We start from the raw sequence: 23,762 nt of genomic DNA, 5'->3' as shown, positions 1-23,762 counted from the left end.
GCCATGCGCTGGGCCTGCATCCTGCTGCCGCAACTGGCGCTCGACGGCGCTCTCCGCCGCCGCGCCGATCCCGAAGCGCCGCTGGTGCTGGTGGCCGGCAGCGCCCAGCGCCGGGTGCTGCACGCCGCCAATCCGGCCGCGCGCGCGCTGGGGCTGCGCCCCGGCATGGCGCTCACCGCCGCGCAGGCGCTGGCCACCGGCTTCGAGGTGCTCGACCACGACCCGCGGGAGGTGCTGCGCTGGCAGCGCTTCCTCGCCGCCTGGGCCTACCGCTTCAGCTCCCAGGTCAGCCTGCGCCATCCGCATGCGCTGATCGTCGAGATCGGCGCCAGCCACGGCCTGTTCGGGCCGTGGCCGCGGTTCGAGGCGCGGCTGCGCGAGGAACTGGCCGCGCTCGGCTTCCGCCACCGCATCGTCGCCGCGCCCAACCCCGCCGCCGCGCGCGCGCTGGCCAACGTCCACGACGGCCTGGCGGTACCCGACGGCGAGGCCCTGCATCGCGCGCTGGGGCAGCTGCCGGCGGCGCGTGCCGGCTTCGCCCCCGAGGTCGCCACGGCGCTGGCGCGGATGGGCCTGCGGCGGCTGGCGCAGGTGCGGGCGCTGCCGCGCGCCAGCCTGGCGCGGCGCTTCCCGGCCGCGGTGCTGGGGCATCTGGACGCGCTGTGGGGAGATGCCGCGCAGCCACTGGAGTGGTACCGGCCGCCGGACCGCTTCGACGCGCGCATCGAGCTCGGTTTCGAGGTGGAGTCGCACCAGGCGCTGCTGTTCCCGCTGCGGCGCCTCACCGCCGACCTGGCCGCGTACCTGGCCGGCCGCGACGGCGGCGTGCAGCGCTTCGAGCTGCACCTGGAGCACGAGGACGCCGCCGACAGCGTGGTCACGGTGGGCCTGCTGGGCACCGAGCGCGAGCCGGCACTGCTGTTCGACGTCGCCCGCACCCGGCTGGAGCGCGCCGGAGTGCCGGCGCCGGTGCGCGGGCTGCGGCTGCTGGCGCGCGAGCTGCCGGCGTTCGCGCCGGCGCACCGCGAGCTGTTCGAGGACCGCCCGCAGCAGTCGATGCCCTGGGAACAGCTGCGCGAGCGCCTGCGCGCGCGCCTGGGCGACGACGCGGTGCACGGCCTGCGCGTGCATCCGGACCACCGCCCCGAACACGCCTGGCGCGGCGAGAGCGCGGCAAAGCCGGGCGCCGGCGTGGCCGCGCCGCGCCCGGGCTGGCTGCTGCCGCGGCCGATCCCGCTGCGCGGCAGGCCGGAACTGCTGGCCGGCCCGGAGCGGATCGAGAGCGGCTGGTGGGACGGCGACGTGCGCCGCGACTACTACCGCGTCGCCACCCGCCAGGGCCAGCAGGCCTGGGTGTACGCGCCGCCGGGCGAGCAGGGCGGCTGGATGCTGCATGGGTGGTTCGGATGAGCGCCGCGCCCGACTACGCCGAGCTGCATTGCCTGTCCAACTTCAGCTTCCAGCGCGGCGCCTCCAGCGCGCCGGAGCTGTTCGTGCGCGCGCTGCAGCAGGGCTACCGCGCGCTGGCGATCACCGACGAATGCACCCTGGCCGGGATCGTGCGCGCCTGGCAGGCGGCGCGCGAGGTCGGCCTGCCGCTGATCGTAGGCAGCGAGCTGCGCCTGGCCGACGGCCCGGCCTGCGTGCTGCTGGTCGAGACCCTGCAGGGCTACCGCACCCTGTGCCGGCTGATCACCGACGCCCGCCGCCGCGCCGACAAGGGCGATTACCGGCTGCTGCGCAAGGATTTCGCCGGCGGCACCGAGGGCCTGCTGGCGCTGTGGCTGCCGGGCGAAGCCGCCGACCCTGCCGAGGGCCGCTGGCTGCAGGCGCTGTTCCCAGGCCGCACCTGGCTGGCGGTGGAGCTGCACCGTGGGCCGGACGACGCCGCACGGCTGGCGCGGCTGCAGGCGCTGGCGCGGCAGCTCGACATGCCGGCGGTGGCCGCCGGCGACGTGCACATGCACGCCCGCGGCCGCCGCGCGCTGCAGGACACCATGACCGCGATCCGCCACCACGTCAGCGTGGCCGAGGCCGGGCAGCGCCTGTTCCCCAACGGCGAACGCCACCTGCGCCCGCGCCAGGTGCTGGCGCAGCTGTATCCGCCGGAGCTGCTGGCCGAGAGCGTGCGCATCGCGCGGCGCTGCACGTTCGACCTGGGCGAACTGAAGCCGCACTACCGGTACCCGCGCGAGCTGGTGCCCGAAGGCCACGACGCCGCCAGTTGGCTGCGCAGCCTGGCGCTGGAAGGCCTGCAGCGGCGCGCCGGGCAGGGCGCGCTGCACGACCTGGACAGGATCGACGCGGTGCGCACGCAGATCGACAAGGAGCTGGCGCTGATCGCGCACAAGGGCTACGAGAACTACTTCCTCACCGTGCACGACATCGTGAACTTCGCGCGCGGCCGTGGAATCCTCTGCCAGGGCCGCGGCTCGGCCGCCAATTCTGCGGTGTGCTTCGCGCTGGGCATCACCGAGGTGGACCCATCGCGGCAGCGGCTGCTGTTCGAACGCTTCATCTCCGCCGAGCGCGACGAACCGCCGGACATCGACGTCGACTTCGAGCACGAGCGCCGCGAGGAAGTGATCCAGTACGTGTTCGGCCACTACGGCCGCCACCGCGCCGCGCTGGCGGCGGTGGTGATCAGCTACCGCGGCGCCGGCGCGGTGCGCGACGTGGCCCGCGCGCTGGGCCTGCCGCAGGACCGCATCGACGCGCTGGCGCGGGTGTTCGAGCGCTGGAGCGTGGAGCTGCCGCCGGATGCGCTGCTGCGCGAGCACGGTTTCGATCCGGACAGCCCGCTGCTGCGCCGGGTGCTGGCATTGACCGCGCAGCTGGTCGGCTTCCCGCGGCATCTGTCGCAGCACCCGGGCGGCTTCGTGATCTCAGAGCACCCGCTGCATACCCTGGTGCCGGTGGAGAACGCGGCGATGGAAGACCGCACCGTGATCCAGTGGGACAAGGACGACCTGGACGCGGTGGGCCTGCTCAAGGTCGACGTGCTGGCGTTGGGCATGCTCACCACGCTGCGCCGCTGCCTGGACCTGCTGCGCAGCCACGGCGGCCCAGACCTGGCGCTGGCGACGATCCCGCCGGAGGACAAGAAGACCTACGACATGATCTCGCGCGCCGACACCATCGGCGTGTTCCAGATCGAATCGCGCGCGCAGATGGCGATGCTGCCGCGGCTGCGCCCGGCCGAGTTCTACGACCTGGTGATCCAGGTGGCGATCGTGCGGCCGGGGCCGATCCAGGGCGACATGGTGCATCCGTACCTGCGCCGCCGCTGCGGCGAGGAGCAGGTGACCTATCCCTCCGAGGCGTTGAAGAAGGTGCTGGTGCGCACGCTCGGCGTGCCGCTGTTCCAGGAACAGGTGATGGAGATCGCGATCGAGGCCGCCGGCTACACCCCGGGCGAGTCCGACGGCCTGCGCCGGGCGATGGCGGCGTGGAAGCGCCATGGCGGTCTGGAGCCGCACCGCGAACGGCTCACCCGCGGCATGCTCGAGCGCGGCTACACCGCCGAGTTCGCCGCGCGCATCTTCGAGCAGATCAAGGGCTTCGGCAGCTACGGTTTTCCGGAGTCGCACGCGGCCAGTTTCGCGCTGCTGGCCTACGCCAGTTCCTGGCTGAAGTGCCATCACCCGGCCGAGTTCGCCTGCGCCATGGTCAACAGCTGGCCGATGGGCTTCTACAGCCCCGACCAGCTGCTGCAGGACGCGCGCCGCCACGGCATCGGCGTGCGTCCGGTGGACGTGCGCCACAGCGACTGGGACTGCAGCCTGGAGCCGGAGGCCGGCGCGAAGCCCGGCCGGCCGTTCGCGATCCGCATCGGCATGCGCCTGGTGCGCGGGCTGCGCGAGGAAGACGCGTTGCGGGTGATGGAGGCACGGTCGCGGCGGCCGTTCGCCGACATCGGCGACCTGTGCGAACGCGCCGGCCTGGACGCCCGCGCCCGCGCGCTGCTGGCCGACGCCGGCGCGCTGCGCGGCCTGGCCGGGCACCGCCACCGCGCGCGCTGGGCGATCGCCGGGGTGGAAGCGCAGCGGCCGCTGTTCGGCGCCGAGACTTCCGCCCCGGAACAGACGGTGCTGCTGCCACCGCCGGGCACAGCAGAGGACGTGGCCGCCGACTACGCCAGCACCGGCACCACCCTCGGCCCGCACCCGCTGCGGCTGCTGCGCGCCAAGCTGCGCGCGCGCCGCTGCCGTGACAGCCGCGACCTGGCCGCGCTGCCGCACGGCCGCAGCGTCACCGTGGCCGGCCTGGTCACCCTGCGCCAGCGTCCGCAGACCGCCAGCGGCGTGACCTTCATGACCCTGGAGGACGAGCACGGCATGGTCAACGTGGTGATCCGCCGCGACATCGCCGAAGCCCAGCGCCGCCCGTTTCTGGAATCGCGCCTGCTGCAGGTCGAGGGCCGGCTGCAGGCGGTGGCCGGCGTGCGGCACCTGGTCGCCCGGCGGCTGCACGATCTCACCGCGCTGCTGCAAGGGCTGGATGTGCGCAGCCGGGATTTCCACTGAGAGCCTCTGCCACAGAGTCGATAGCAGCAGAGGAAACGTCACATTGGCGGATGCTCGCCGCATCGACGAGATCCAGACCAGGCATTCTTCCAGACCGCGGAGGCGGCGGGCCTACCGCGATCGCTTGTGCGAAGCGCCATCGAGGACGTCGCCACCCGGATGGACGGCGCCATCGCGTCGCTCGAAGCCGAACTACCGGCGGATTCTCCGCAAGCCTCGAATCCCCGGTGGTTCGGGGCAACGCGTGGGAATGCGTGTCTTGATTGGTCATTTGCACTGCCCGGGAGGCCAACGAGAAACGGTGACCGGCGATCTTCCGCCCTCATCGTGCTGGATGCGCGATCCGTTCACCGGCGCGCCCGCCGTTGGTCCCGAAGCATCGCATCGGCCGCCTGCAGGCCCGACCAGACGGCCGGCGCGACGCCGTAGCCCGGAAAGGTCGTCTGCCCCGCCAGGTACAGGCCTTCGACGCCGGCGCGGTGCGGGAACAGCCGGTGCGGCGCAACGCCGGGCGCGATGCCGTACAGCGCGCCTTCGTAAAGATGGCGCTGCCGCATGAACTCCGCCGGCCCGATCGCGCGCACCGTCTCCACGGACAGCCCCGGCAGCCGGTGCTGCAGGGCCTCGACGTACCGGTGCACGGTGGATTCGGTTTGTTGGGGCGACCACTCCGAAGCCCGGCCGATCCCCGAGGCGGGTGCGTAGCATTCGATGATCGACTTGCCCGCGGGCGCCAGCCCCGGTACGACCCGCGTCGGCGCGGTGTAGGACAGCCAGTCCGGCCGTGCTTCCCTGGTCTGGTGCAGGAGCCCCTGGCGCGCCAGCGCCGGCACGTGGTTCACGATGAAGGCGCCTGGCCCGGGCGGCGCCGCGCAGCCCAGCTGGATCGAGACCGCGCGATGCGACAGGGGCGCGTTGCGGGCGGTCCGGGCAAGCCGGGAAGGCACCGTTCCGGGCGACAGCAGCCGTTCGACCACCTCGAATCCGGCCGTCGTCGCCAGCACGCGGGCCGTCGCGATGCGCTCGCCGCCGGCGAGGCGGACGCCGCTCACCCGCCCGTCCGCCAGCTCGATGCGCTCCACGGCCTGCCCCAGCCGCACCGCCACCCCCGCGGCATGCGCATGCCGGAGCAGTGCATCGCTGATGGCGCCCATGCCGTGGCGGGGCAGGTGGAAGCCTTCCTCCATCAGCGCCAGCAGGCCGATGATCTGGTTGGCGGGCAGGCGTTCCGGCGGCACCCCGGTGTACAGCAGCAGCGAGCCGACGGCGGCCTGCACGCCCGCGTCCGGAAACCGCCGCTCGATGAGCGCCGCAGCGCTCCCGGCCATCTTCGGCAGGTGGGGGCCGAGCCGCAGCAGGGCATGCCATGGCGAGGGTCCGCGCGGCAGCACGTGTTCGACCAGGGCCCGGTAGACCGGCGCCCAGTCCTGCCGCAGCCGGCCCAGGCCGTCGCGCAGGATCCGGGTCCGCTCCGCGCTGCGGGGCCCCTCCACGCAGGAGGTGGCGGTATCGGTCAGGTGAACCACGCCGCCGTCTTCGAGATGGGATTCGAACGGGCGCTCGATGGCGGCCATCGGCACTTCGTCATCCAGGTCCGCCCCGAGCTGCTCGAACGCCGCGCGCAGCAGGGAGGGCACGGCCACGTACACCGCGCCGTTGTTGAAGCTGAAGCCGTCGACGCGGGTGGTCGAACAGCAGCCGCCATGGGCGGGCTGGGCGTCGAACAGCACCACCGCGCGCCCCGCCCGCGCCACGCGGACGGCGGCCGCCAGGCCCGCCAGGCCGGCGCCGATCACGACGGTCGCAGCGTTCGAGTCAGCGATTCGCATCTGGCAGGGACCACCACCCGCGGCTAAAATAGACAGTGTCAAATAATATACAATGTCAAATTATGGCCGACAAGACCGCAGCAGGACCGCGCTCCGGCAAGCGCCAGCGGACGCGAGACCGGATCGCGCTGGCCGGCGTGGCGCTGTTCCGGGAGCAGGGCTTCGAGGGCACCACCATGGAGCAGATCGCCGCCGCGGCCGACGTCGTGCGCGGGACCCTCTACAACCATTTCCCGGTCAAGGAGGCCATCGTCGTCCACTGGCTCCACGGCCAGCTCGCGGAGGCGCTCGGGCCGTTGATGGAGGAGGCGATGACCCGCCCCACCTTTCTGGCGCGCGTCGCGACGCTGCTCGACGCGTCGGCGGGGTGGTGGGAGCAGCACCGGTCGTTCGCGGCGCCGTACGTCCGTCATCGCTTCCAGGAGGTGCGCGAAGACCAGGGCGAGGAACCCACCTCCGAGATCGTCCCCGCCTACGAAGCGCTGATCCACCTGGGGCAGGAGGCGGGCGAACTCTCCACGGCCATGCCCGCCGGCCGGCTGGCCGCCTATCTGCACTTCCTGTCGCTGTGCGCGCTGCTCGACTGGGTGGCGAACCCGAAGATCTCGCTCCCGCTCAGATACACCGATGCCCTGGAGTTCTTCATGGAGGGCGCGCGTGCGCGCAAGGGACGGCCGAGATGAGGCCGGCCAGCGCCGTGGTCGCGGCCTCGACCAGCTGAAGCGACCGGCGGGAATCGCCGCCCGTCCGCCAGATCAGCCGCGGCTTCGGTCCGAATTCGACCCCGGGGTGGCGGCCGGCGAGAATAGCCGCCGTCTGCCGTGCCCATCCGCCGCTCCCGTCATGACCGCCTCCGGCCAATTTCCGTCCGCTTCGATGCCAGACCCGGCCGCCCTGCGCCTGTCGGTGGCCCCGATGATGGACTGGACAGATACCCACTGCCGGGTGTTCCACCGGCTGCTGGCGCCGCATGCGCGGCTGTACACCGAGATGGTGCACGCCAACGCGGTGATCCACGGCGACCGGTCGCGGCTGCTGGCGATGGACCCGGTGGAGCACCCGGTGGCGCTGCAGCTGGGTGGCAGCGAGCCGGCGCTGCTGGCGCAGGCGGCGGCGATCGGGGCCGCGCACGGCTTCGACGAGATCAACCTCAACTGCGGGTGCCCGTCGGACCGGGTGCAGGCCGGGCGCTTCGGCGCCTGCCTGATGCGCGAACCCGCCCTGGTCGCCGACAGCGTGGCGGCGATGATCGCGGCACTGGCGGACGCGCCGCACGCGGTGCCGGTGACGGTGAAGTGCCGGCTGGGGGTCGACGACGACCACGACTACGGGCGCTTCCGCGGCTTCGTCGACACGGTGGCCGATGCCGGCTGCCGCATCTTCGTGGTGCACGCGCGCAACGCCTGGCTCAAGGGCCTGAGCCCGAAGGAGAACCGCGAGGTGCCGCCGCTGCGCTACGACTGGGCCTGGCGGCTCAAGCGCGAGCGGCCGGCGCTGCGCGTGATCGTCAACGGCGGCATCGCCGCCGCCGCCGAGGCGCGCGCGCACCTCGACCATGCCGACGGCGCCATGCTCGGCCGTGCCGCCTACCACGATCCCTACCTGCTGCACAGCCTGGACCGCGCCTGGTTCGATGGCGCCGAACCGCTGCCGCGCGTGGACCTGCTGCGCGCGCTGCGCCCCTACGCCGAGGCGCAGCTGGCGCGCGGGGTGGCGCTCAAGCACATCACCCGCCATGTGCTCGGCCTGTTCAACAATCGCCCGGGCGGGCGCCGCTTTCGCCAGATCCTCAGCGAGCGCGCGCACCGGCCCGGCGCCGACTGGCGGGTGGTGGAGGAGGCGCTGGCCGCCGCCGCCGGGCCGCGGCGCGCCGCCGCGTGATCACCCGCGATCCCGACGCCTTCCTCCGCTTCGCGCGCGGCTGCGCGCCGGACTTCGGCCCCGCCACGGCGAAGGCGGCGTTCCTGGTGGCGCCGGAGGGGTTCGCCCGCGCCGAGCAGTCGGCCGCCGACAACCGCTACATGGCCGGCGCCGACGATTTCGACGCGGCGCGCGCGCTGGTCCAGCACCGGGCGCTGCAGGCGGCGATGGCGGAAATCCTGCCCACGGTGTGCTTCCCCGGCGACCGGCGGGCGCCGGACGGGCTGTTCCCCAACAACGCCTTCGCCACCGTGCCGGGCCGGCTCGTCGTCGGGCGGATGCGCCACCCGGTGCGCCAGCGCGAGGCCGCCCGCACCGACATCCGCGGCTTCTTCGCCGAGGTGCTGGGCTATGCGGTCGAGGATCTTTCCGCGCAGCCGCACCCGTGCGAACTGACCGGCGCGCTGGTGATCGATCGCGCCCGCGGCCTCGGCTTCTGCGGCCTGTCCGAGCGCTGCGATGCCGAGGGCGCCGCGCTGATGCACCACGCGTTCGGGCTGCGTGCCACCCTGCTGTTCGAACTGGCCCCCGGCGAGTACCACACCAACGTGGTGCTGGCGGTGCTGGCAGGGCGCGCCGCGCTGCTGTGCGACGACGGCCTGGCCGATCCCCGCGTCGCCGCGGCGATCGCGGCGCTGTACGCGCCGCATGTCGCCAGGCTCGGCCCGGGCGAACGCGCCAGTTTCGCCGGCAATGCCCTCGCCCTGTCGGCGGGCACGGTGTGGATGAGCGAGGCGGGCGGGGCCGCGCTGGCGCCACCCCACCGGGACGCCCTGGCGCGGGCCGGGTTCGGGATCCGTACCGTGCCGCTGGACGCCATAGAGGCCGGCGGCGGCTCGCTGCGCTGCTGCATTGCAGAAATCTACTGAACGGGCATGATCGCGGGGTGGCGGCTGAACCGCGGCGCATGGACGCGGAAAAGTTAAGGACGGATTCACCGCGGAAAATCAACAATTTGTGCCCGGATCGACCTGCCGGGGTCCATTCATCCCACCGCCGGGACAACGATATGCCTGTTCGCCGCGCCCTCCTGCTGCTTCCGCTCCTCGCCGCCGTGTCTGCACTGGCGGTGGATGCGCAGGCCCAGGACCGCCGCGAACGCGCTGACCCGCCGGTCGCGGCCGCTGCCCGTCCGGCCGCCCCCCAGCTCCAGGCCCGGCCGCTGCCCCGGCTGCGCAGCCAGGACGGCATGGCCGAGTCCATTCGCCACATCCGCAGTTCCACCCGAGGCACCCTGATCAGCGCCGAGCGCATGCATTCCAACGGCCGCGAGATCAACCGGATCAAGGTGGTCGACGATCGGGGGCGGGTCCGGGTCTACGAGGACGACCCGCAGCAGCGCCGGCGCTCACGTCGCGACGACGATTGAGTTCAGATACTTGAACGCACCGGCCTGACGGCCCCGATCCGGAGCACACCATGCGAATCCTGCTGGTCGAAGACGAAGCCCCCCTGCGCGAAACCTTGGCCGCGCGCCTGAAGCGCGAAGGCTTCGCCGTCGATGCGGCGCAGGACGGCGAGGAGGGCCTGTACATGGGCCGCGAGGTGCCGTTCGACGTCGGCATCATCGACCTGGGCCTGCCGAAGATGTCGGGCATGGAATTGATCAAGGCCCTGCGCGACGAGGGCAAGCAGTTCCCGGTGCTGATCCTCACCGCGCGCTCCAGCTGGCAGGACAAGGTCGACGGCCTCAAGCAGGGCGCCGACGACTACCTGGTCAAGCCGTTCCACGTCGAGGAGCTGCTGGCGCGGATCAACGCGTTGGTGCGGCGCGCCGCCGGCTGGAGCAAGCCGACCTTGGAATGCGGCGCGGTGATCCTGGACCTCGCGGCGCAGACGGTCAGCGTCAACGGCCAGAACGTCGACCTGACCAGCTACGAGTACAAGGTGCTCGAATACCTGATGATGCATGCCGGCGAGCTGGTCTCGAAGGCCGACCTGACCGAGCACATCTACCAGCAGGACTTCGACCGCGATTCCAATGTGCTGGAGGTCTTCATCGGCCGGCTGCGCAAGAAGCTCGACCCGGACGGCACCCTCAAGCCGATCGAGACCGTGCGCGGCCGCGGCTACCGCTTCGCGATTCCGCGGAGCGGTGAGCACTGAGGCGCGGATGCCGCCGGGCGCGGTAGCACCGGGCCGCCGCCGGCGGCCGGCGCGTCCGCGCGTCCCCGCGGTGAGGCCCGTCGCATCCGAGGCGCGGCCGCGCTAGCCTGTCGCGATGGCCGCCGAAAAGCGACGACGCGAACTCCCCTGGCAGCCGCGTTCGCTGCAGGCGCGGCAGCTGCTGGCCGCCAGCCTCGGCCTGATCGCGTTCCTCGCCCTGGCCGGCTATGCCCTCGACCGCGCCTTCGTCGACGTCGCCAGCGAACGCCAGCGCGAAACCCTGCGCCGACTGGCCGAGACTTACGCGGGGATCGTCGAGTTCGCCCGCGACGACACCCTGATCCCGCCCGAATACCAGCCCGACGAGCGCTTCAACCGCCCCGGCACCGGACTGTACGCCGTGGTGGTCACCGGCACCGAACAGTGGGCGTCGCCGTCGGCCCAGGGCCCGCAGCTGCCCGACCTGGCGATGCTCGAGGGTGGCCAGGAGCGTTTCGACGGGCCGCTGCCGATCGTCGACAGCGCCGGCGCCCCGGGCGAGGTGATCCGTTACGGCATGGGTTTCGTGCTGGTGCGCAGCGCCGGCGAGATCCCGTACACGGTCTACATCATGGAGGACGCTGGCAACCTGCCGCAGCAGGTCCAGGTATTCCGCCAGGCGCTGTGGCGCTACCTCGGCGTGGCCGGGCTGATCCTGCTGTTGCTGCAGACGGTGGTGCTGCGCTGGAGCCTGTGGCCGTTGCGCCACGTGATCAACGAGCTGAAGCGGGTGCAGCGCGGCCAGGCAAACCGCATGGGCGAGCTGCATCCGCGCGAGCTGCAACCGCTGACCGACAGCATCAACGCGCTGATCGAGAGCGAGCGCCAGAACCTCGAACACCAGCGCAACACCATGTCCGACCTGGCGCACAGCCTGAAGACTCCGCTGGCGGTGCTGCGCACGCGCCTGGACGCCAACGCCAGCGACGGCGAACTGCGCGAGGAGGTCGAGACCCAGCTGCGGCGCATGAACGACCTGGTCGGCTACCAGCTCGGCCGCGCCGCGTCCGGCGGCCACAAGCTGTTCGCGGCGCCGGTGGAGGTGGAGCCGCATGCGGAACAGATCGTGCAGGGGCTGGAGAAGATCTACGCCAGCAAGGGCGTGATCTGCGAGTTCGACATCGATCCGCAGGCGCGCTTCCACGGCGAGCCGGGCGACCTGCAGGAACTGCTCGGCAACCTGCTGGAGAACGCCTTCAAGTGGGCGCGCTCGCGGGTGCTGCTGACGGTCAAGCCGGGCGAGTCCGCGCTCAACCGCCGTCCCGGGCTGGTGCTCGCGGTGGACGACAACGGCCCGGGCATCGCCCAGGAGCGGATCGCGCACGTGCTGCAGCGCGGCGTGCGCGGCGACGAGCGGGTGCAGGGCCACGGCATCGGCCTGGCGATCGTGCAGGACCTGGTGCACAGCTACCGCGGCGAACTGCAGGTCTCGCAGTCGGAGGAGCTCGGCGGGGCACGCTTCGTGGTGACGCTGCCGGCGGGACTGTGATGACACTCGCGTATGCCACGCGGGGCGGTGCAGCGGCGGTGCCCGTAGGAGCGGCCCACGGCCGCGGAGGCCGCGGGTGGCTCCGGCGGAGCTGGCGGTGATCGCGAGTGCCGGCCAACCGCGCCGGCCGTCGCGTGCATGGCACGCTCCCACGGCGGGCTAGCGGCTCCCGGCGGCGGTCACGCCGCGAAGGGGGAAGGGCCGTAGAAACGCGCCAGATGCTCGGCGACCGCAGGCATCGCCTCCGCCAGCAGCGCCGGATCGCTGAAGTGGTATTCGCTGCAGACCGCGAAGAACTCCTCCGGTGCTTCCGCCGCGTACGGGTCGAGCGCCGGCCGCCGGCCGCGCTCGACGGTGGCGACGAATCGGTCGTAGCTTTCCTGGAAGTCGCGCGCCCACTGACGCTGCCAGGCGCGCGGCAGCGGCGGGGTGCCATCGAGCAACCCGTCGAGTGCGTCGATCTTGTGCGCCATCTCGTGCACCGCCACGCAGAACCCGGCATCGGGCTGCGCCAGGTCGGCCTCCACGTCGGCCCAGGAGAGGACCAGGGGCCCGGCTTCCCAGGCTTCGCCGATCAGCTCGTCGTCCCACTGGTGCAGCACCCCTGCGGCATCGACATGGGTGCGGTTCACCCGGAACGCGTCGGGATAGACGATCAGCTCGGACCAGCCGCGCATGCCTTCGACGCCGAACTCGAGCAGCGGCAGGCAGCACAGCGCGGCGAGGATCGCGGCGCGCCGCCGGTCCAGCCGCAGCCCGCCCACGGCGGTGAGGGTCTTCTCGTGGAGAAAACGTGCAGCCAGGGCCTGCAGCCGCTGTTCGCGCGCGGGATCGAGGCGCGCCACCCACGGCACCGCGGCGCGGGCTTCGCGCCACAGGTCGGGGTCGATGGGAGAGGGGTCGCGCCGCAGGCGCCCGAACAGGCCGCGCACGCGCGCCGGGTCAGCGGAACATGCCCGGCAGGAAGCTGTGCCAGCGCGGGTTGCGGACGGTGCTCTCGGGATTGCCGCCCGCGGCGGTGCCGCGCTCGCCGTTCGCCGCCGGGGGGGCGGTGCGTTCGCCGCTGCGTGCGCCGGTCTCGGCGGCCTTCCTTTCCGCCGCGGTCGGGCAGGCACCGTCGCCGTTGGGGCCGGCCTGGCGGACTTCCCTGGCCATCAGCGGCAGGCTGGCGGAGCAGAGCAGCAGCAACAGCGCGATTCGAAGAGTCATGGCGGCAGCCTGTCTGGGAGCGGCAACGCTTAACGACGCACTATAGCGCGCTTCCGGGCCCGGCGCAGCGTCGCCCATGCTGCAGTGCGGGATCGTCCCGCCGGGAGCCGCCTCGCGGATAATCCGGGTCCTCCGCCCACCGGTCCGGTCGCCCCTTTCGATGAATCCCGAACGCGCCCTGCTCGAACGCCTGCTTGCCGGTACCCCCGTGTCCGGCGACGCGCTGGCGCGCGCCAGCGGCCAGACCCGGGCCGCGGTCTGGAAGCGGATCGAGGCGCTGCGGATGGCCGGGGTTCCGATCGAGGCGAGGCGCGGCCGGGGCTACGTCCTGGCCCAACCCCTGGAGTTGCTGGATGCAGGCCTCATCCGCACCGCGCTCCCGGCCGAGGCCGCGGCGGAGGTCGCCGCGCTGGAAGTGGCCTGGTCGCTGGACTCCACCAGTTCGGAGCTGCTGCGAAGGGCGACGCCGGCCAGCGGGGTTGCGGTGCTGCTGGCGGAACGGCAGAGCGGTGGCCGCGGCCGCCGTGGCCGCGGCTGGGCTTCGCCGCTGGCGGCCAATCTGTACCTGTCGCTGTCGCGGCGCTTCGCCGGCGGGCTGGCGCGGCTGGGAGGGCTCGGCCTGGTGGCGGGGGTGGCGGCGGCCGAGGCGCTGCAGGCGCTGGGGGCCGCGCAGGTGCGCCTGAAATGGCCCAACGACCTGGTAGCGAACGATGCCGGGCCAGGGCTGCGCAAGCTGGGCGGGTTGCTGGTGGAGGGCGGCGGCGAACACGCCGGGCCGGCCCGCGCGGTGGTGGGGCTGGGGCTGAACTTGCGCATGCCGCCCGCCGCGGGCGCGACGATCGACCAGCCATGGACCGATCTTGCCGCGGTCCTGGGCGCCGAGCCGGCGCGCAACCAGGTCGCGGCGCGGCTGATCGCCGCGCTGGTACCGGCGCTGATGCAGTTCGACCGCGAGGGCCTGGCCCCGTTCCTGCCGCGCTTCGCGGCGCTCGATGCGCTGGCCGGGCGCCCGGTACGGATCGCCGGCGCAGGCGGCGGCCACGACGGCATCGCCCTGGGGGTCGCTGCCGACGGTGCCCTGCGGGTGCGCGGTGCCGGCGGCGAGCGGAGCTTCCACGCCGGCGAGGTCAGCGTGCGCGCCGGTGCCCTGCCGTGAGGACCTGGCTGTTCGATCTCGGCAACAGCCGTCTCAAGTTCGCGCCGCTGCATGCGGACGGCGGGATCGGCGAGGTGGTGGCGGTGGACCACGACGGCGCGGGGTTCGCCGCCGGCTGGGAGCAGCGCATGCCCGACCGCTTCGACGCGGCCAGCCTGGCCAGCGTCGCGGCGCCGGCACTGCGGGTGGTCCTGATCGAGGCGCTCGCCGCGCGCTGCGGCCGGCTCTCTGTCGCCTGTACCCTGGCGCGCTGCGATGGCGTCGCCATCGCCTACGCCGATCCGCGCCGCCTTGGCGTGGACCGCTTCCTCGCGCTGCTGGCCGCGCATGCCCGCGGCCCCGGTCCCAGCCTGGTGGTCGGGGTCGGCACCGCGCTGACCATCGACCTGCTCGACGGATCGGGACGTCACCACGGTGGACGGATCGCGCCCTCGCCCGCGCTGATGCGGGAGGCCCTGCACGCGCGCGCTGCGCAACTGCCGGCCGACGGCGGCAGCTACGCCGAGTTCGCCGCCGAGACCCGGGATGCGCTGGCTTCCGGCTGCGAGGGCGCGGCGCTGGCCTTGCTCGAACGCAGCCGCGAGGCGGCGCGCGCCATGCTGGGCGTCGCGCCGCGGCTGCTGCTCCACGGCGGCGGTGCCGCCGCGCTGGCGGGGCGGCTCGATGGCGCGGAACCCGCGCCGACGCTGGTGCTCGAAGGTCTCGCGCACTGGGCGCGGATGGAGCGGGAACCCGTTTGATCGGAGCGCGCCACGCCACGCCCTGGCGTGCGGGCCCTTACAATCGCCCGATGTTCCTCCGCGCATCGATCGTACTGCTGCTGGCCCTGAACCTGGGCGTCGCGCTGTGGTGGGCGCTGCGGCCACCGGCCCAGGACCCGGGCGTGGCCGATCCGCCCGCCGGGGTGCCGCGCCTGCAGTTGCTCGAGGAAGCATCGCCGGAGGCGCGCGCCACCGCGGCCGGGATGACCACGTCCGCGCCGCAGGCGCCCCTGGCGGATGCCGACGCCACCGCCACCGCCGGTGCCGGCCCCGCCGCCGCTGCCGGCGCCGGGTCGGAAGACGCCGGCGCCGTTGCCGGCGAGCCCGCGCCGGCGTCTGCAACCGGTGCCGGGGCACCGGCGCGCTGCCTGTCGCTGGGGCCGTTCGACGATGCCGCGACGCTCGCCGCGGCGCGGCAGGCTCTGCAGCCGCGGGTGTCGCGGCTGCGGACCCGCGAAGTGGTGTCGGCGCCGCGGGGCTGGCGGGTGATGCTGCCGCCACAAGCCGACCGCGCCGCCGCGCAGGCGGTGGCGGAGAAGCTCGGCGCCGCCGGTTTCGACGACCACTTCATCCTCGGCGAGGGCGCCGAAGCCAACGCCATCGCCCTGGGCCGTTTCAGCGGCGAGGCGGCGGCGCGCCGGCACGTCGCGGCGCTGCGCGCCGCCGGATTCGCGGCGCAGGCCGAGCCGCTGGGCGAGACCAGCGTGCGCCACTGGCTGGACGTCGGCGTGGCCGAGGACTTCGATGCCGCCGCCGCGCGCGCCGCCGCGGCGGCGCAGCGGGTGGACGCCCTCGACTGCGCGCAGCTTTGACCGGTCGCGTTGGCCGGCCGCGGGCTTTGACGTGCACGGCATGCTCCGCGAAGGGCAGGGCATCGCCGGGGCGCGCTAGAATGCGCGCCTTCCCGGGAGTTCCGGGCCATTCACGCCGGCATAGCTCAGCTGGTAGAGCAACCGCCTTGTAAGCGGTAGGTCATCCGTTCGATCCGGATTGCCGGCACCATCCCAACGGACAGCGACGATGCCGCGGAACCATCCACCCGTTTCGATCATTGGCGTGCCCACCGATGTCGGCGCCGGCCACCAGGGCGCGCGGATGGGGCCCGAGGCGCTGCGCATCGCCGGCCTGGTCGGCGCGCTGCAGGCGCGGGGGGTCGAGGTGACCGACCGCGGCAACGTCGACGGACCGCGCAACCCCTGGCTGCCGCCGGTCGCAGGCTACCGCCACCTGGAGGAGGTGGTGGCCTGGAACCGGGCGCTGCTGGAAGCCTCCACCGCCGAACTGCGCGCCGGGCGCATGCCGGTGGTGCTGGGCGGCGACCACAGCCTGGCGATGGGCTCGATCATGGCGGTGGCCAACCACTGCCGCGAACGCGGCCGCAAGCTGCGGGTGCTGTGGCTGGACGCGCACTCGGATTTCAACACCAGCCAGGTGACGCCGTCGGGCAACATCCACGGCATGCCGGTGGCCTGCCTGTGCGGGATCGGCCCCGCCGCGCTGACCGGGCTCGGCGGTCATGCCCCGGCGATCGTCCCGCAACAGGTGAAGCAGATCGGCATCCGCTCGGTGGACCAGGAGGAAAAGCGCCTGGTCAAGGAGCACGGCCTGGACATCTACGACATGCGCTACATCGACGAGGTCGGGATGAAGCGGGTGATGGAACAGGCGCTGGCCGGGCTCGACGAGGACACCCACCTGCACGTCAGCTTCGATGTGGATTTCCTCGACCCGGGGATCGCCCCGGGCACCGGCACCACCGTGCCCGGCGGGGTGAACTATCGCGAGGCGCAGCTGGTGATGGAGATGATTGCCGACTCCGGGCGGATGGGCTCGCTCGACGTGGTCGAGGTGAGCCCGGCGCTGGACGACCGCAACATCACCGCCGAACTGGCGGTGGACCTGGTGGAAAGCCTGTTCGGCAAGTCGACGCTGATGCGCGACTGAGCGCTGCCTAGGGTCCGGCCGCCAACCTGAACAGGAGCGCCGCCGGCCGCCGGCGGTGCCCGGCGAAACGACGCATCGTTCACGCCCGCTTGCGCTTTCATGTCCGCACGGGTCGCCGGCAAGGGACGCGATCACCGAGCGCCCCCCATTCCGCCAAAGGAGAAACCCCCCATGAAGCGTTTGACTGCCCTGCTGTTGCTCGCCCTGTTCTCGACCGCCACCCTGACCGCCTGCAATACCGTCGAAGGCGCGGGCAAGGACGTGCAGAAGGTCGGCGACAAGATCGAGGATGCCGCGGAAGACACCGGCGGTACCGATCCGAACTGAGCCACGGCAATTCCCTGTCGGCCGCGATCGCGCGGCATGGACACCAGGCCAAAAGGCCGGCGCGTGCGCCGGCCTTTTCTTGGCCGGGGTCCATCCCCCTGGAGAGCGCTTCCCGGGCGTGTTCAGCCACGTTCATCGACGTCAGGGCCGCCCAACGCAATCTTGACCGGATGCGAAGCTTCCAACCGCGATCCTGCGTCCACGGTAAATCGCCGTGACTGCGGAGGATCAGCAATGAACAAGGACATCATTTCCGGCAAATGGTCCCAGATCAAGGGCAAGGCCCAGGCGAAGTGGGGCGATCTCAGCGACGACGTGTTCGACGTCGCCGAAGGCGACTCGAAGTACCTCGCCGGCAAGCTGCAGGAGCAGTACGGCTGGGAGCGCGAGCGCGCAGAGAAGGAAGTCAGCGAGTTCGAGCGCACGCTCTGACCGAGCGAGCGTCTTCCGGCGACACGCCGGCAGCGATGACGGGAGGGCCGGCGCAAGCCGGCCCTTCTGCGTTGGCGCGGCACCATCAACGGGCATGGTGCCGCACCGGCCGCGCCGCCCGGTCACGGATCGGGCACGAATCCGCCCGGAAAGGCGCGCGGCCGCGGCGCCTGGTACCCGGCGTGGCGCCACGCCGGGATGCCCAGCGCCGCGAGCCGCTGCGGCGTGTCGTAGCGCAACTGCAGGAGTTGCACCGGGTGCCGGCTGGCGCGCACGAACGTGGTATGGCCCACCGGCGCCCATTCGCGCGCGCCGTGGCCGGTGCCGATGCGCTGGCGGGCGGCGTCCCGGCCGTGCGCGGCGTGGTCCCCCATCGCCTGTTCCATCTCGGCGGTCGCCGCCGGCGCCGCGCGGCGTTCGGCGCGCTCCGCGATCGACGGCATCGGTTCGGGCCGGTGCGTCCACCGCTCGCGGAACACCGCCACGCCGATCACGCCGACGTCGTCCGGCCGCCCGGTGCGCGCAGCGTAGCTGTCGGGCAGCGCGGTGAACACGAACTGCGCGACATCGTCGAGCGACTTGCGCCAGCCCGCGATCTCGGTGCTCTGCCTCGGCGCCAGGACGTAGCCGGACTGGGCGGGGTCGGCGGTCTCGCCGGTGACGGCGTTGATGCCGTCGACCGACAGCACCACCAGGACCCGCTCGTCGCTGTTGTTGGTCAGGCGCACCGCGTAGCGGTGCCCGGGGGAGCCTGCGATCCAGGTCTCGCCGCGGTGGCGGTGCTGTTCCAGCCGGCCGCCGTGCTCGCGGTCGACGATGTCCAGGCGCACCGGGTGGCCGGCGCGGGCGGGGGAACAGGCGGTGACGATCGACAGCAGGACGATCGACAGCAGCAGGCGGGCCATGGCGCTTCTCCGGGTTCGGTCCCACTGGCCAACGCGCCGCGGCCGCGAACGGGGTCGAGCGCCGCCCGGCCGGCCCGCTCGGCGGGGTTGCGGCCGTGGCTGCGGCGGCAGCGGTTAAACTTCGCCCCGGTTTTCCCGTCCGGCCCTGCAATGACCCGCCCCCCCGTCCGCGTTCTCACCGGCATCACCACCTCCGGCACCCCGCATCTGGGCAACTACGTCGGTGCGATCCGCCCAGCGGTGGCCGCCAGCCGCGACGCGGCGGTGGAGAGCTACTTCTTCCTCGCCGACCTGCACGCGCTGATCAAGGTACAGGAGCCGGCGCGGGTGCAGCGCTCGACCCTGGAGATCGCCGCGGCCTGGCTGGCCTGCGGCCTGGACCCGCAGCGGGTGCGCTTCTACCGCCAGTCCGACATCCCGGAGATCCCGGAGCTGACCTGGCTGCTGACCTGCGTGGCCGGCAAGGGGCTGCTCAACCGCGCGCATGCGTACAAGGCGGCGGTGGACCGCAACCGCGCCGAAGCCGAGGACGACGACGCCGGTATCAGCGCCGGGCTGTTCATGTACCCGGTGCTGATGGCGGCCGACATCCTGCTGTTCAACGCCGAGCGGGTGCCGGTCGGGCGCGACCAGATCCAGCACATCGAGATGGCGCGCGATTTCGGCCAGCGCTTCAACCATCTCTACGGGGAGCACTTCACCCTGCCCGAGGCGGCGATCGAGGAGCACGTGGCCACGCTGCCGGGCCTGGACGGCCGCAAGATGAGCAAGAGCTACGACAACGTGATCCCGCTGTTCGCGCCACGCGAGCAGCTGTGCAAGCTGGTGTTCTCCATCGTCACCGACTCGCGTGCGCCGGGCGAACCGAAGGACACCGAAGGCTCGGCCCTGTTCGAGATCTATCGCGCCTTCGCCAGCGCCGACGAGACCGCGGCGATGCGCCGGGCCTTCGCCGAGGGCATCGCCTGGGGCGATGCCAAGCAACGGCTGTTCGAGCGGGTCGAGGTGGAGATCGCGCCGCTGCGGGCGCGCTACGAGGCGCTGGTCGCCGAGCCGCAGGTCATCGAGCGGCAGTTGCGCGAGGGCGCCGCGCGCCTGCGCGAGGAGCGCGCCACTCCGTTCCTGGCGCAGCTGCGCCGGGCAGTTGGCCTGGCGCCGCTGGACCGGCCGCTGGCGCAGGCAGGCGCCGACGACGCGTCCGCGCGCCGCGCCGCGCCGCCGCAGTTCAAGCAGTACCGCGAGGCCGATGGCCGCTTCCACTTCAAGCTGGTCGACGGCGAGCGCCTGCTGCTGCAGGGTGCGGGCCAGGCGTCGCCACGCGATGCGGGGCAGCTGATCGCGCGGCTCAAGCGGGGCGGGGCGGCGGCGCTGCACGAGAGCGGCGGCGAGATCGAACTCGACGGCAGCCCGGTCGGCAGGCTCGGCGGCGACGCCACGCTGCAGGACCTCGCCGATGCGTTGGAGCGCCTGGCGCAGGCGGGCGCGTGAACCCGCTGGTCGAACTCAACCTGGCGCTGGTGCTGTTCCTGCCGTGGTTCCTGATCCTCGGCGTGCTGTTCTGGCACTACCCGCGCCAGCCGCGCGGGACCGCGCGACGGCTGTTCGACGGGGCCGCGCTGCTGCTGGCGGTCGCCGCCTTCCTGGCGAGCGTGTACTGGGCGCACGACAGCGCGGACCCCGCCTACGGACGGATGTGGCGACAGGTGCTGGCGACCGCGGTGGGCTACGGGGTGTACCTGGCGGTGATGACCGTCGCATTTCTGGTCCGCGCGCGCTGGTTGCGGCGGCGCTGAGCGCCCCGGCCTGCGACCAAAGCCGAATCCCGGCGCGCGAGGCCCGCAACTAGACTGGGCTTCCCCCTCCCGCGAGCAGGTCATGAGCCCCCTGCATGGCATCGTCACCATCGATACCGGCTACCAGCGGCCGCAGTTCTGTGCCGCCTACCTGATCGTCGAACGCGGGCGCGCGGCCTTCGTCGACTGCGGCACCAACCACAGCGTGCCGCGGCTGCTGGCGGCGCTGCAAGCGCAGGGGCTGGCCGCCGATGCCGTCGACCGGGTGATCCTGACCCACGTGCACCTCGACCATGCCGGGGGCGCGGGCGCGCTGCTGCGCGAACTGCCGAACGCGCGGCTGGTGGTGCACCCGCGCGGCGCGCCGCACATGATCGATCCCTCGCGGCTGGTCGCCAGCGCCAGGGCCGTGTACGGCGACGCGGAATTCTCCGCCAGCTACGGCGAGCTGGTGCCGGTCCCCGAGGCGCGGGTCGAGGAGGCTGCCGACGGCCACGTCGTCGACCTGGCCGGACGGCCGCTGCTGTGCGCAGACACCCCCGGGCACGCCCGCCACCACCTCGCGGTGTGGGACGCGCGCAGCCGCAGCTGGTTCGCCGGCGACATCTTCGGCCTGTCCTACCGCGAGCTGGACACCGCGCGCGGCGCCTTCGCGATCCCGACCACCTCGCCGGTCCAGTTCGACCCGGAGCAGATGCGCGCGTCGGTGCGGCGCATGCTCGGCGAGGCGCCCGAGGCGGTGTTCGTGACCCACTACGGCCGCGTCGCCGACGTGCAGCGGCTGGGCGCGGACCTGATCGCCCAGGTGGAGGCGATGGTGGACGCGGCGCGTGCGCTGGCCGACGATCCGCACCGCCATCAGCGGCTGGTCGAGGCGCTGCAGCGGCTCTACGTCGAGCGCGCCCAGCGTCACGGCGTGGCCGATGCCCGGCAACGGGTGCCGGAGCTGCTCGGGATGGACATCGAACTCAACGCCCAAGGGCTGGAAGTGTGGCTGGACCGCGACCGGGCCTGACCACGGCGGCTCAGTGGCCGTCGCCCGCGGCGTCGGCCTGCGCCGCGGCCTGGCGGTACAGCGCGTACTCGTCCCGGTCCAGTGCGAACCACTGCAGCGCGAACACCGCCGCGGCGCGGTCCTCGGCCGTGGTCGCCGCGTCGCTGGCCATCCACAGCAGGCCGTCCTTGAGCCGGTCGGAACGGGCGCGGGTGGCGACGATGCCGCCGACCGCGGCGCGCCGCACCTCGGGCGCCTGGTCGATCAGGGCGCGGCCGAGCGCCTCCTCCGCGGCCGCAGGGTCGCTCCACTGGGCGAACTGCACCACGCTGCGGCCGCGGATCTCCGGGTCGGGATGCGCGGTCAGCGCCTCGAGGCCGCGCACCAGGGGCGCGGCGTCCTCGACCGGCATGACCGCGGGCGCGGCCAGCTCCACGTAGCGCTGCAGCACCGCGGGGTCGCGCTCGGCCTGCAGGCCCAGAGCCACCGTGTCGCGCACGTCGGGGCGGTCCAGCGGAAACGCCTCGAGCAGGGCGAGGCCGCGGCGCCGGGCCTCGGCCTCGCCGCTGCCGGCCAGCGCCAGGGCGAAGCGCAGCACGTCGTCGTTGCCGACCCCGCGCAGCAGCGCCAGCAGCGCGCCGCGCTCGTCCTCCTCGGCCTCGGTGGCGTAGCGCTGCAGCAGCTGTTGCAGGAACGCAGGATCGCGCAGCGCGCGGCTGCGCTGTTCGCCCGGGCCGGGCGGCGCCGGCCGGGGAGAGGCGCCGGCCCCACTGACGCGCTCAGGCGTCGGCGCCGACGTGCCGGGGGCCGCGGGCGGGCCGCCGCCGTCCGGATCCGCGCGCTGCCCGTACCAGGCGCCGGCGCCGAACCCCACGGCGAGTGCGGCCGCCAGCGCCAGCAGCAGCCGCCCGCCGCTCATTCCGCCTCCGGCGCGCCCGCCCGGCGATCAGCAGCGGGGCGCGACGAAGCCATCGGAGCCGGTATAGGTGTACGCGTCGGGAATGAAGCGGCCGGCGCCGATCCGGTTCCAGATGTTGCTGGTCCCGTAGTAGCCGCTGATGCTCTGGCCGGTGGTCTGGCACTGGATGGAGACGCGGGCGCCGTTGGCCAGCGAGCCGACCACCGAGTAGCTGGTGCTGGGGCCGGCGCGGACGTTGAGGTAGGCGCCGTTGGTGCGCACGGTGCCGCTGGCGCCGCCGCCGCAGCCGTTGCGGCTGGTGTAGTTGCGGGTGCCGTAGTAGTACACCCCCGCGCCGTTGAACTTGATGCTCCTGGCCACGCCGTTGTAGCGCTGCTCGTAGTGCAGGTGCGGGCCGCTCGAGCCGCCGGTGGAACCGACGGTGCCGATCTTCTGCCCGCGCGACACGCGCTGGCCGACCTGCACGCTCCACGAGTTCAGATGCGCGTAGTAGCTGGTCCAGCCGCTGCCGTGGTTGATCACCACGTACCGGCCGTAGCTGGTGTTGCCGAGGTTGCGCACCACGCTCACGGTGCCGGCGGCCGAGGCGACCACGGCGTCGCCGAGGTCGTTGGTGCGGTTGAAATCGATCGAGCGCTGCGGATTGTGGTTGGTACGGGTCTGCCCCGACCAGGTCTGGTTGCAGGGGAACGGCATCTGGAAGGCGGGCGCGGCCTCGGCGGCGGCGGCCAACAGGAGCATCGACGACAGGACGGACAGGCGAAGGACGTGGTGGCGCATGCTGGTCTCCCCGGCAACATGGTGGCGGGCGACACGTCCCCCCGGGGTGTCGCGGCTGGGCGCGGCGGTCGCGCCAGACGACCCTACCCGGCGGGCGCGACGCGGTCTGCTGGGGTAAACCCGTGTCCCGGCGCGACCGGGGTCGCAATCCGCTGCGCCGGCGCCGTCAGTCCCAGGCGTTGAGGTGCGGGCCGAGCGGCTCGCGCTGCGGCCGGACGATGCAGAACCGGTGTCCGGTCGGCGCCTCCATCACCCACCAGCGCTTGACGAAGGCGATCTTCCGCGCCCCCAGCTTCTCCAGGCGCTCGGCTTCGGCATCCACGTCGTCGGCCTCGATGTCCAGGTGGATGCGCGATTCGTGGTCGACCTTCTGCAGCAGCAGGATCGGCTCGTCGCGGTCGGTCTTCAGCGCGGCGTACTTGCCGTCGCCGTCCTCGTCGAAGGTCTGGACCGGCTTGCCGAGCGCCCGGCTCCAGAACTCGGTGGCGGCCTTCAGGTCTTCGACCCGGCAGTCGAGGACGAAGGTGGACAGGCGGCTGTGGTGGGCCATGGGCTTCTCCCGCGGGCGCAGTTGATTATGGAAGTCGCGAAACCGGTGGGGCGGCAGGCCCCGGGGCCGGCTCTCGCAGGAGC

At 73.0% G+C, this 23,762-nt stretch carries 23 protein-coding genes, 1 tRNA gene and 1 pseudogene; 18 read left to right on the top strand and 7 right to left on the bottom strand.

From position 1 onward, the window contains the following. Positions 1-3: 3 nt before the first annotated feature. Entirely contained in the window at positions 4-1,410 is a 1,407-nt protein-coding gene (locus tag QFW77_RS08700; protein ID WP_280574130.1) for a Y-family DNA polymerase, read from the top strand. After that, the gene (locus tag QFW77_RS08695) at positions 1,407-4,526 is read left to right on the top strand and encodes an error-prone DNA polymerase (RefSeq protein WP_280574128.1); all 3,120 of its coding nucleotides are present in this window, start codon (positions 1,407-1,409) and stop codon (positions 4,524-4,526) included. Before QFW77_RS08700 ends, QFW77_RS08695 begins: the two co-directional genes overlap by 4 nt. 347 nt (positions 4,527-4,873) lie before the next feature. Here QFW77_RS08695 and QFW77_RS08690 read toward each other — a convergent pair whose 3' ends face one another. Further along, on the bottom strand, positions 4,874-6,355 hold the full coding sequence (locus QFW77_RS08690; protein ID WP_280574125.1) for a phytoene desaturase family protein: 1,482 nt from the start codon (positions 6,353-6,355) through the stop codon (positions 4,874-4,876). A gap of 62 nt (positions 6,356-6,417) precedes the next feature. On the opposite strand from QFW77_RS08690, the gene QFW77_RS08685 reads away from it, so the two are divergent. The 6 genes from QFW77_RS08685 (at position 6,418) to QFW77_RS08660 (ending at position 11,909) form a co-directional block, all read left to right on the top strand. Beyond that, positions 6,418-7,038, top strand: coding sequence for a TetR/AcrR family transcriptional regulator (locus tag QFW77_RS08685; protein ID WP_280574123.1), 621 nt, complete (start codon positions 6,418-6,420; stop codon positions 7,036-7,038). A 193-nt stretch (positions 7,039-7,231) separates the two neighbouring features. Beyond that, entirely contained in the window at positions 7,232-8,236 is a 1,005-nt protein-coding gene (dusA, locus tag QFW77_RS08680; protein ID WP_425603298.1) for a tRNA dihydrouridine(20/20a) synthase DusA, read from the top strand. Next, entirely contained in the window at positions 8,233-9,144 is a 912-nt protein-coding gene (locus tag QFW77_RS08675) for an arginine deiminase-related protein (protein ID WP_280574118.1), read from the top strand. The genes dusA and QFW77_RS08675 overlap by 4 nt, the downstream gene beginning before the upstream one ends. A 38-nt stretch (positions 9,145-9,182) precedes the next feature. Further along, positions 9,183-9,644 (top strand): hypothetical protein, encoded by a 462-nt coding sequence (locus tag QFW77_RS08670; RefSeq protein ID WP_280574117.1) that lies wholly within the window; start codon positions 9,183-9,185, stop codon positions 9,642-9,644. Positions 9,645-9,694: 50 nt separating this feature from the next. After that, complete coding sequence (locus QFW77_RS08665; RefSeq protein WP_180677195.1) at positions 9,695-10,381, top strand: response regulator transcription factor; 687 nt, start codon at positions 9,695-9,697, stop codon at positions 10,379-10,381. Between the two features lie 163 nt (positions 10,382-10,544). Next, positions 10,545-11,909, top strand: coding sequence for an ATP-binding protein (locus QFW77_RS08660; protein ID WP_280574191.1), 1,365 nt, complete (start codon positions 10,545-10,547; stop codon positions 11,907-11,909). A gap of 179 nt (positions 11,910-12,088) precedes the next feature. On the opposite strand, the pseudogene QFW77_RS08655 reads toward QFW77_RS08660, so the two are convergent. Continuing rightward, positions 12,089-12,885 (bottom strand): annotated as a pseudogene (locus tag QFW77_RS08655) (M90 family metallopeptidase). Further along, entirely contained in the window at positions 12,852-13,118 is a 267-nt protein-coding gene (locus QFW77_RS08650) for a hypothetical protein (protein WP_280574115.1), read from the bottom strand. The pseudogene QFW77_RS08655 and the gene QFW77_RS08650 overlap by 34 nt, the downstream one beginning before the upstream one ends. Before the next feature lie 160 nt (positions 13,119-13,278). Here QFW77_RS08650 and birA point away from each other — a divergent pair, with 160 nt between their 5' ends. From birA to QFW77_RS08615, 7 genes are all read left to right on the top strand, one after another. Beyond that, the gene (birA, locus tag QFW77_RS08645) at positions 13,279-14,274 is read left to right on the top strand and encodes a bifunctional biotin--[acetyl-CoA-carboxylase] ligase/biotin operon repressor BirA (RefSeq protein ID WP_280574113.1); all 996 of its coding nucleotides are present in this window, start codon (positions 13,279-13,281) and stop codon (positions 14,272-14,274) included. Next, a complete protein-coding gene (locus tag QFW77_RS08640; protein WP_280574111.1) occupies positions 14,271-15,014 on the top strand; it encodes a type III pantothenate kinase in 744 nt (247 codons plus the stop codon). The genes birA and QFW77_RS08640 overlap by 4 nt, the downstream gene beginning before the upstream one ends. Positions 15,015-15,064: 50 nt before the next feature. After that, positions 15,065-15,847, top strand: a complete 783-nt coding sequence (locus tag QFW77_RS08635) for an SPOR domain-containing protein (protein ID WP_280574110.1) — start codon at positions 15,065-15,067, stop codon at positions 15,845-15,847. 114 nt (positions 15,848-15,961) lie between these two features. Next, positions 15,962-16,037 (top strand) — tRNA-Thr (locus QFW77_RS08630). A gap of 18 nt (positions 16,038-16,055) precedes the next feature. Beyond that, entirely contained in the window at positions 16,056-16,979 is a 924-nt protein-coding gene (gene rocF, locus QFW77_RS08625) for an arginase (RefSeq protein ID WP_280574109.1), read from the top strand. Positions 16,980-17,150: 171 nt separating this feature from the next. After that, the gene (locus QFW77_RS08620; protein ID WP_280574107.1) at positions 17,151-17,306 is read left to right on the top strand and encodes an entericidin A/B family lipoprotein; all 156 of its coding nucleotides are present in this window, start codon (positions 17,151-17,153) and stop codon (positions 17,304-17,306) included. Between the two features lie 234 nt (positions 17,307-17,540). Then, positions 17,541-17,738 carry a CsbD family protein gene (locus QFW77_RS08615; protein WP_280574105.1) on the top strand — a complete coding sequence of 66 codons (198 nt, stop codon included), beginning with the start codon at positions 17,541-17,543 and terminating at the stop codon, positions 17,736-17,738. A gap of 122 nt (positions 17,739-17,860) precedes the next feature. Here the strand turns inward: QFW77_RS08615 and QFW77_RS08610 are convergent, their stop codons facing one another. After that, positions 17,861-18,643, bottom strand: a complete 783-nt coding sequence (locus QFW77_RS08610) for a hypothetical protein (protein ID WP_280574104.1) — start codon at positions 18,641-18,643, stop codon at positions 17,861-17,863. Between the two features lie 150 nt (positions 18,644-18,793). On the opposite strand from QFW77_RS08610, the gene QFW77_RS08605 reads away from it, so the two are divergent. The 3 genes from QFW77_RS08605 to QFW77_RS08595 all read left to right on the top strand — a co-directional run bounded on the left by QFW77_RS08605 (position 18,794) and on the right by QFW77_RS08595 (position 21,451). After that, positions 18,794-20,131: a tryptophan--tRNA ligase gene (locus QFW77_RS08605; RefSeq protein ID WP_280574103.1), complete on the top strand. Its 1,338-nt coding sequence runs from the start codon at positions 18,794-18,796 to the stop codon at positions 20,129-20,131. Beyond that, the gene (locus QFW77_RS08600) at positions 20,128-20,436 is read left to right on the top strand and encodes a hypothetical protein (RefSeq protein WP_280574102.1); all 309 of its coding nucleotides are present in this window, start codon (positions 20,128-20,130) and stop codon (positions 20,434-20,436) included. Before QFW77_RS08605 ends, QFW77_RS08600 begins: the two co-directional genes overlap by 4 nt. 82 nt (positions 20,437-20,518) lie before the next feature. After that, the gene (locus QFW77_RS08595; RefSeq protein ID WP_280574101.1) at positions 20,519-21,451 is read left to right on the top strand and encodes an MBL fold metallo-hydrolase; all 933 of its coding nucleotides are present in this window, start codon (positions 20,519-20,521) and stop codon (positions 21,449-21,451) included. 10 nt (positions 21,452-21,461) lie between these two features. On the opposite strand, the gene QFW77_RS08590 is transcribed toward QFW77_RS08595, so the two are convergent. The 3 genes from QFW77_RS08590 to QFW77_RS08580 all read right to left on the bottom strand — a co-directional run bounded on the left by QFW77_RS08590 (position 21,462) and on the right by QFW77_RS08580 (position 23,679). Further along, entirely contained in the window at positions 21,462-22,349 is an 888-nt protein-coding gene (locus QFW77_RS08590) for a serine/threonine-protein kinase (RefSeq protein ID WP_280574099.1), read from the bottom strand. 27 nt (positions 22,350-22,376) lie between these two features. Further along, on the bottom strand, positions 22,377-23,129 hold the full coding sequence (locus QFW77_RS08585) for a M23 family metallopeptidase (RefSeq protein ID WP_280574097.1): 753 nt from the start codon (positions 23,127-23,129) through the stop codon (positions 22,377-22,379). Positions 23,130-23,295: 166 nt separating this feature from the next. Further along, positions 23,296-23,679, bottom strand: coding sequence for a VOC family protein (locus tag QFW77_RS08580; protein ID WP_280574095.1), 384 nt, complete (start codon positions 23,677-23,679; stop codon positions 23,296-23,298). Between the last annotated feature and the right edge of the window lie 83 nt (positions 23,680-23,762).

Source organism: Luteimonas endophytica (genome assembly GCF_029887875.1).
GTDB classification, from domain to species: domain Bacteria; phylum Pseudomonadota; class Gammaproteobacteria; order Xanthomonadales; family Xanthomonadaceae; genus Luteimonas; species Luteimonas endophytica.
This window is presented reverse-complemented; position numbering and strand designations above follow the sequence as displayed.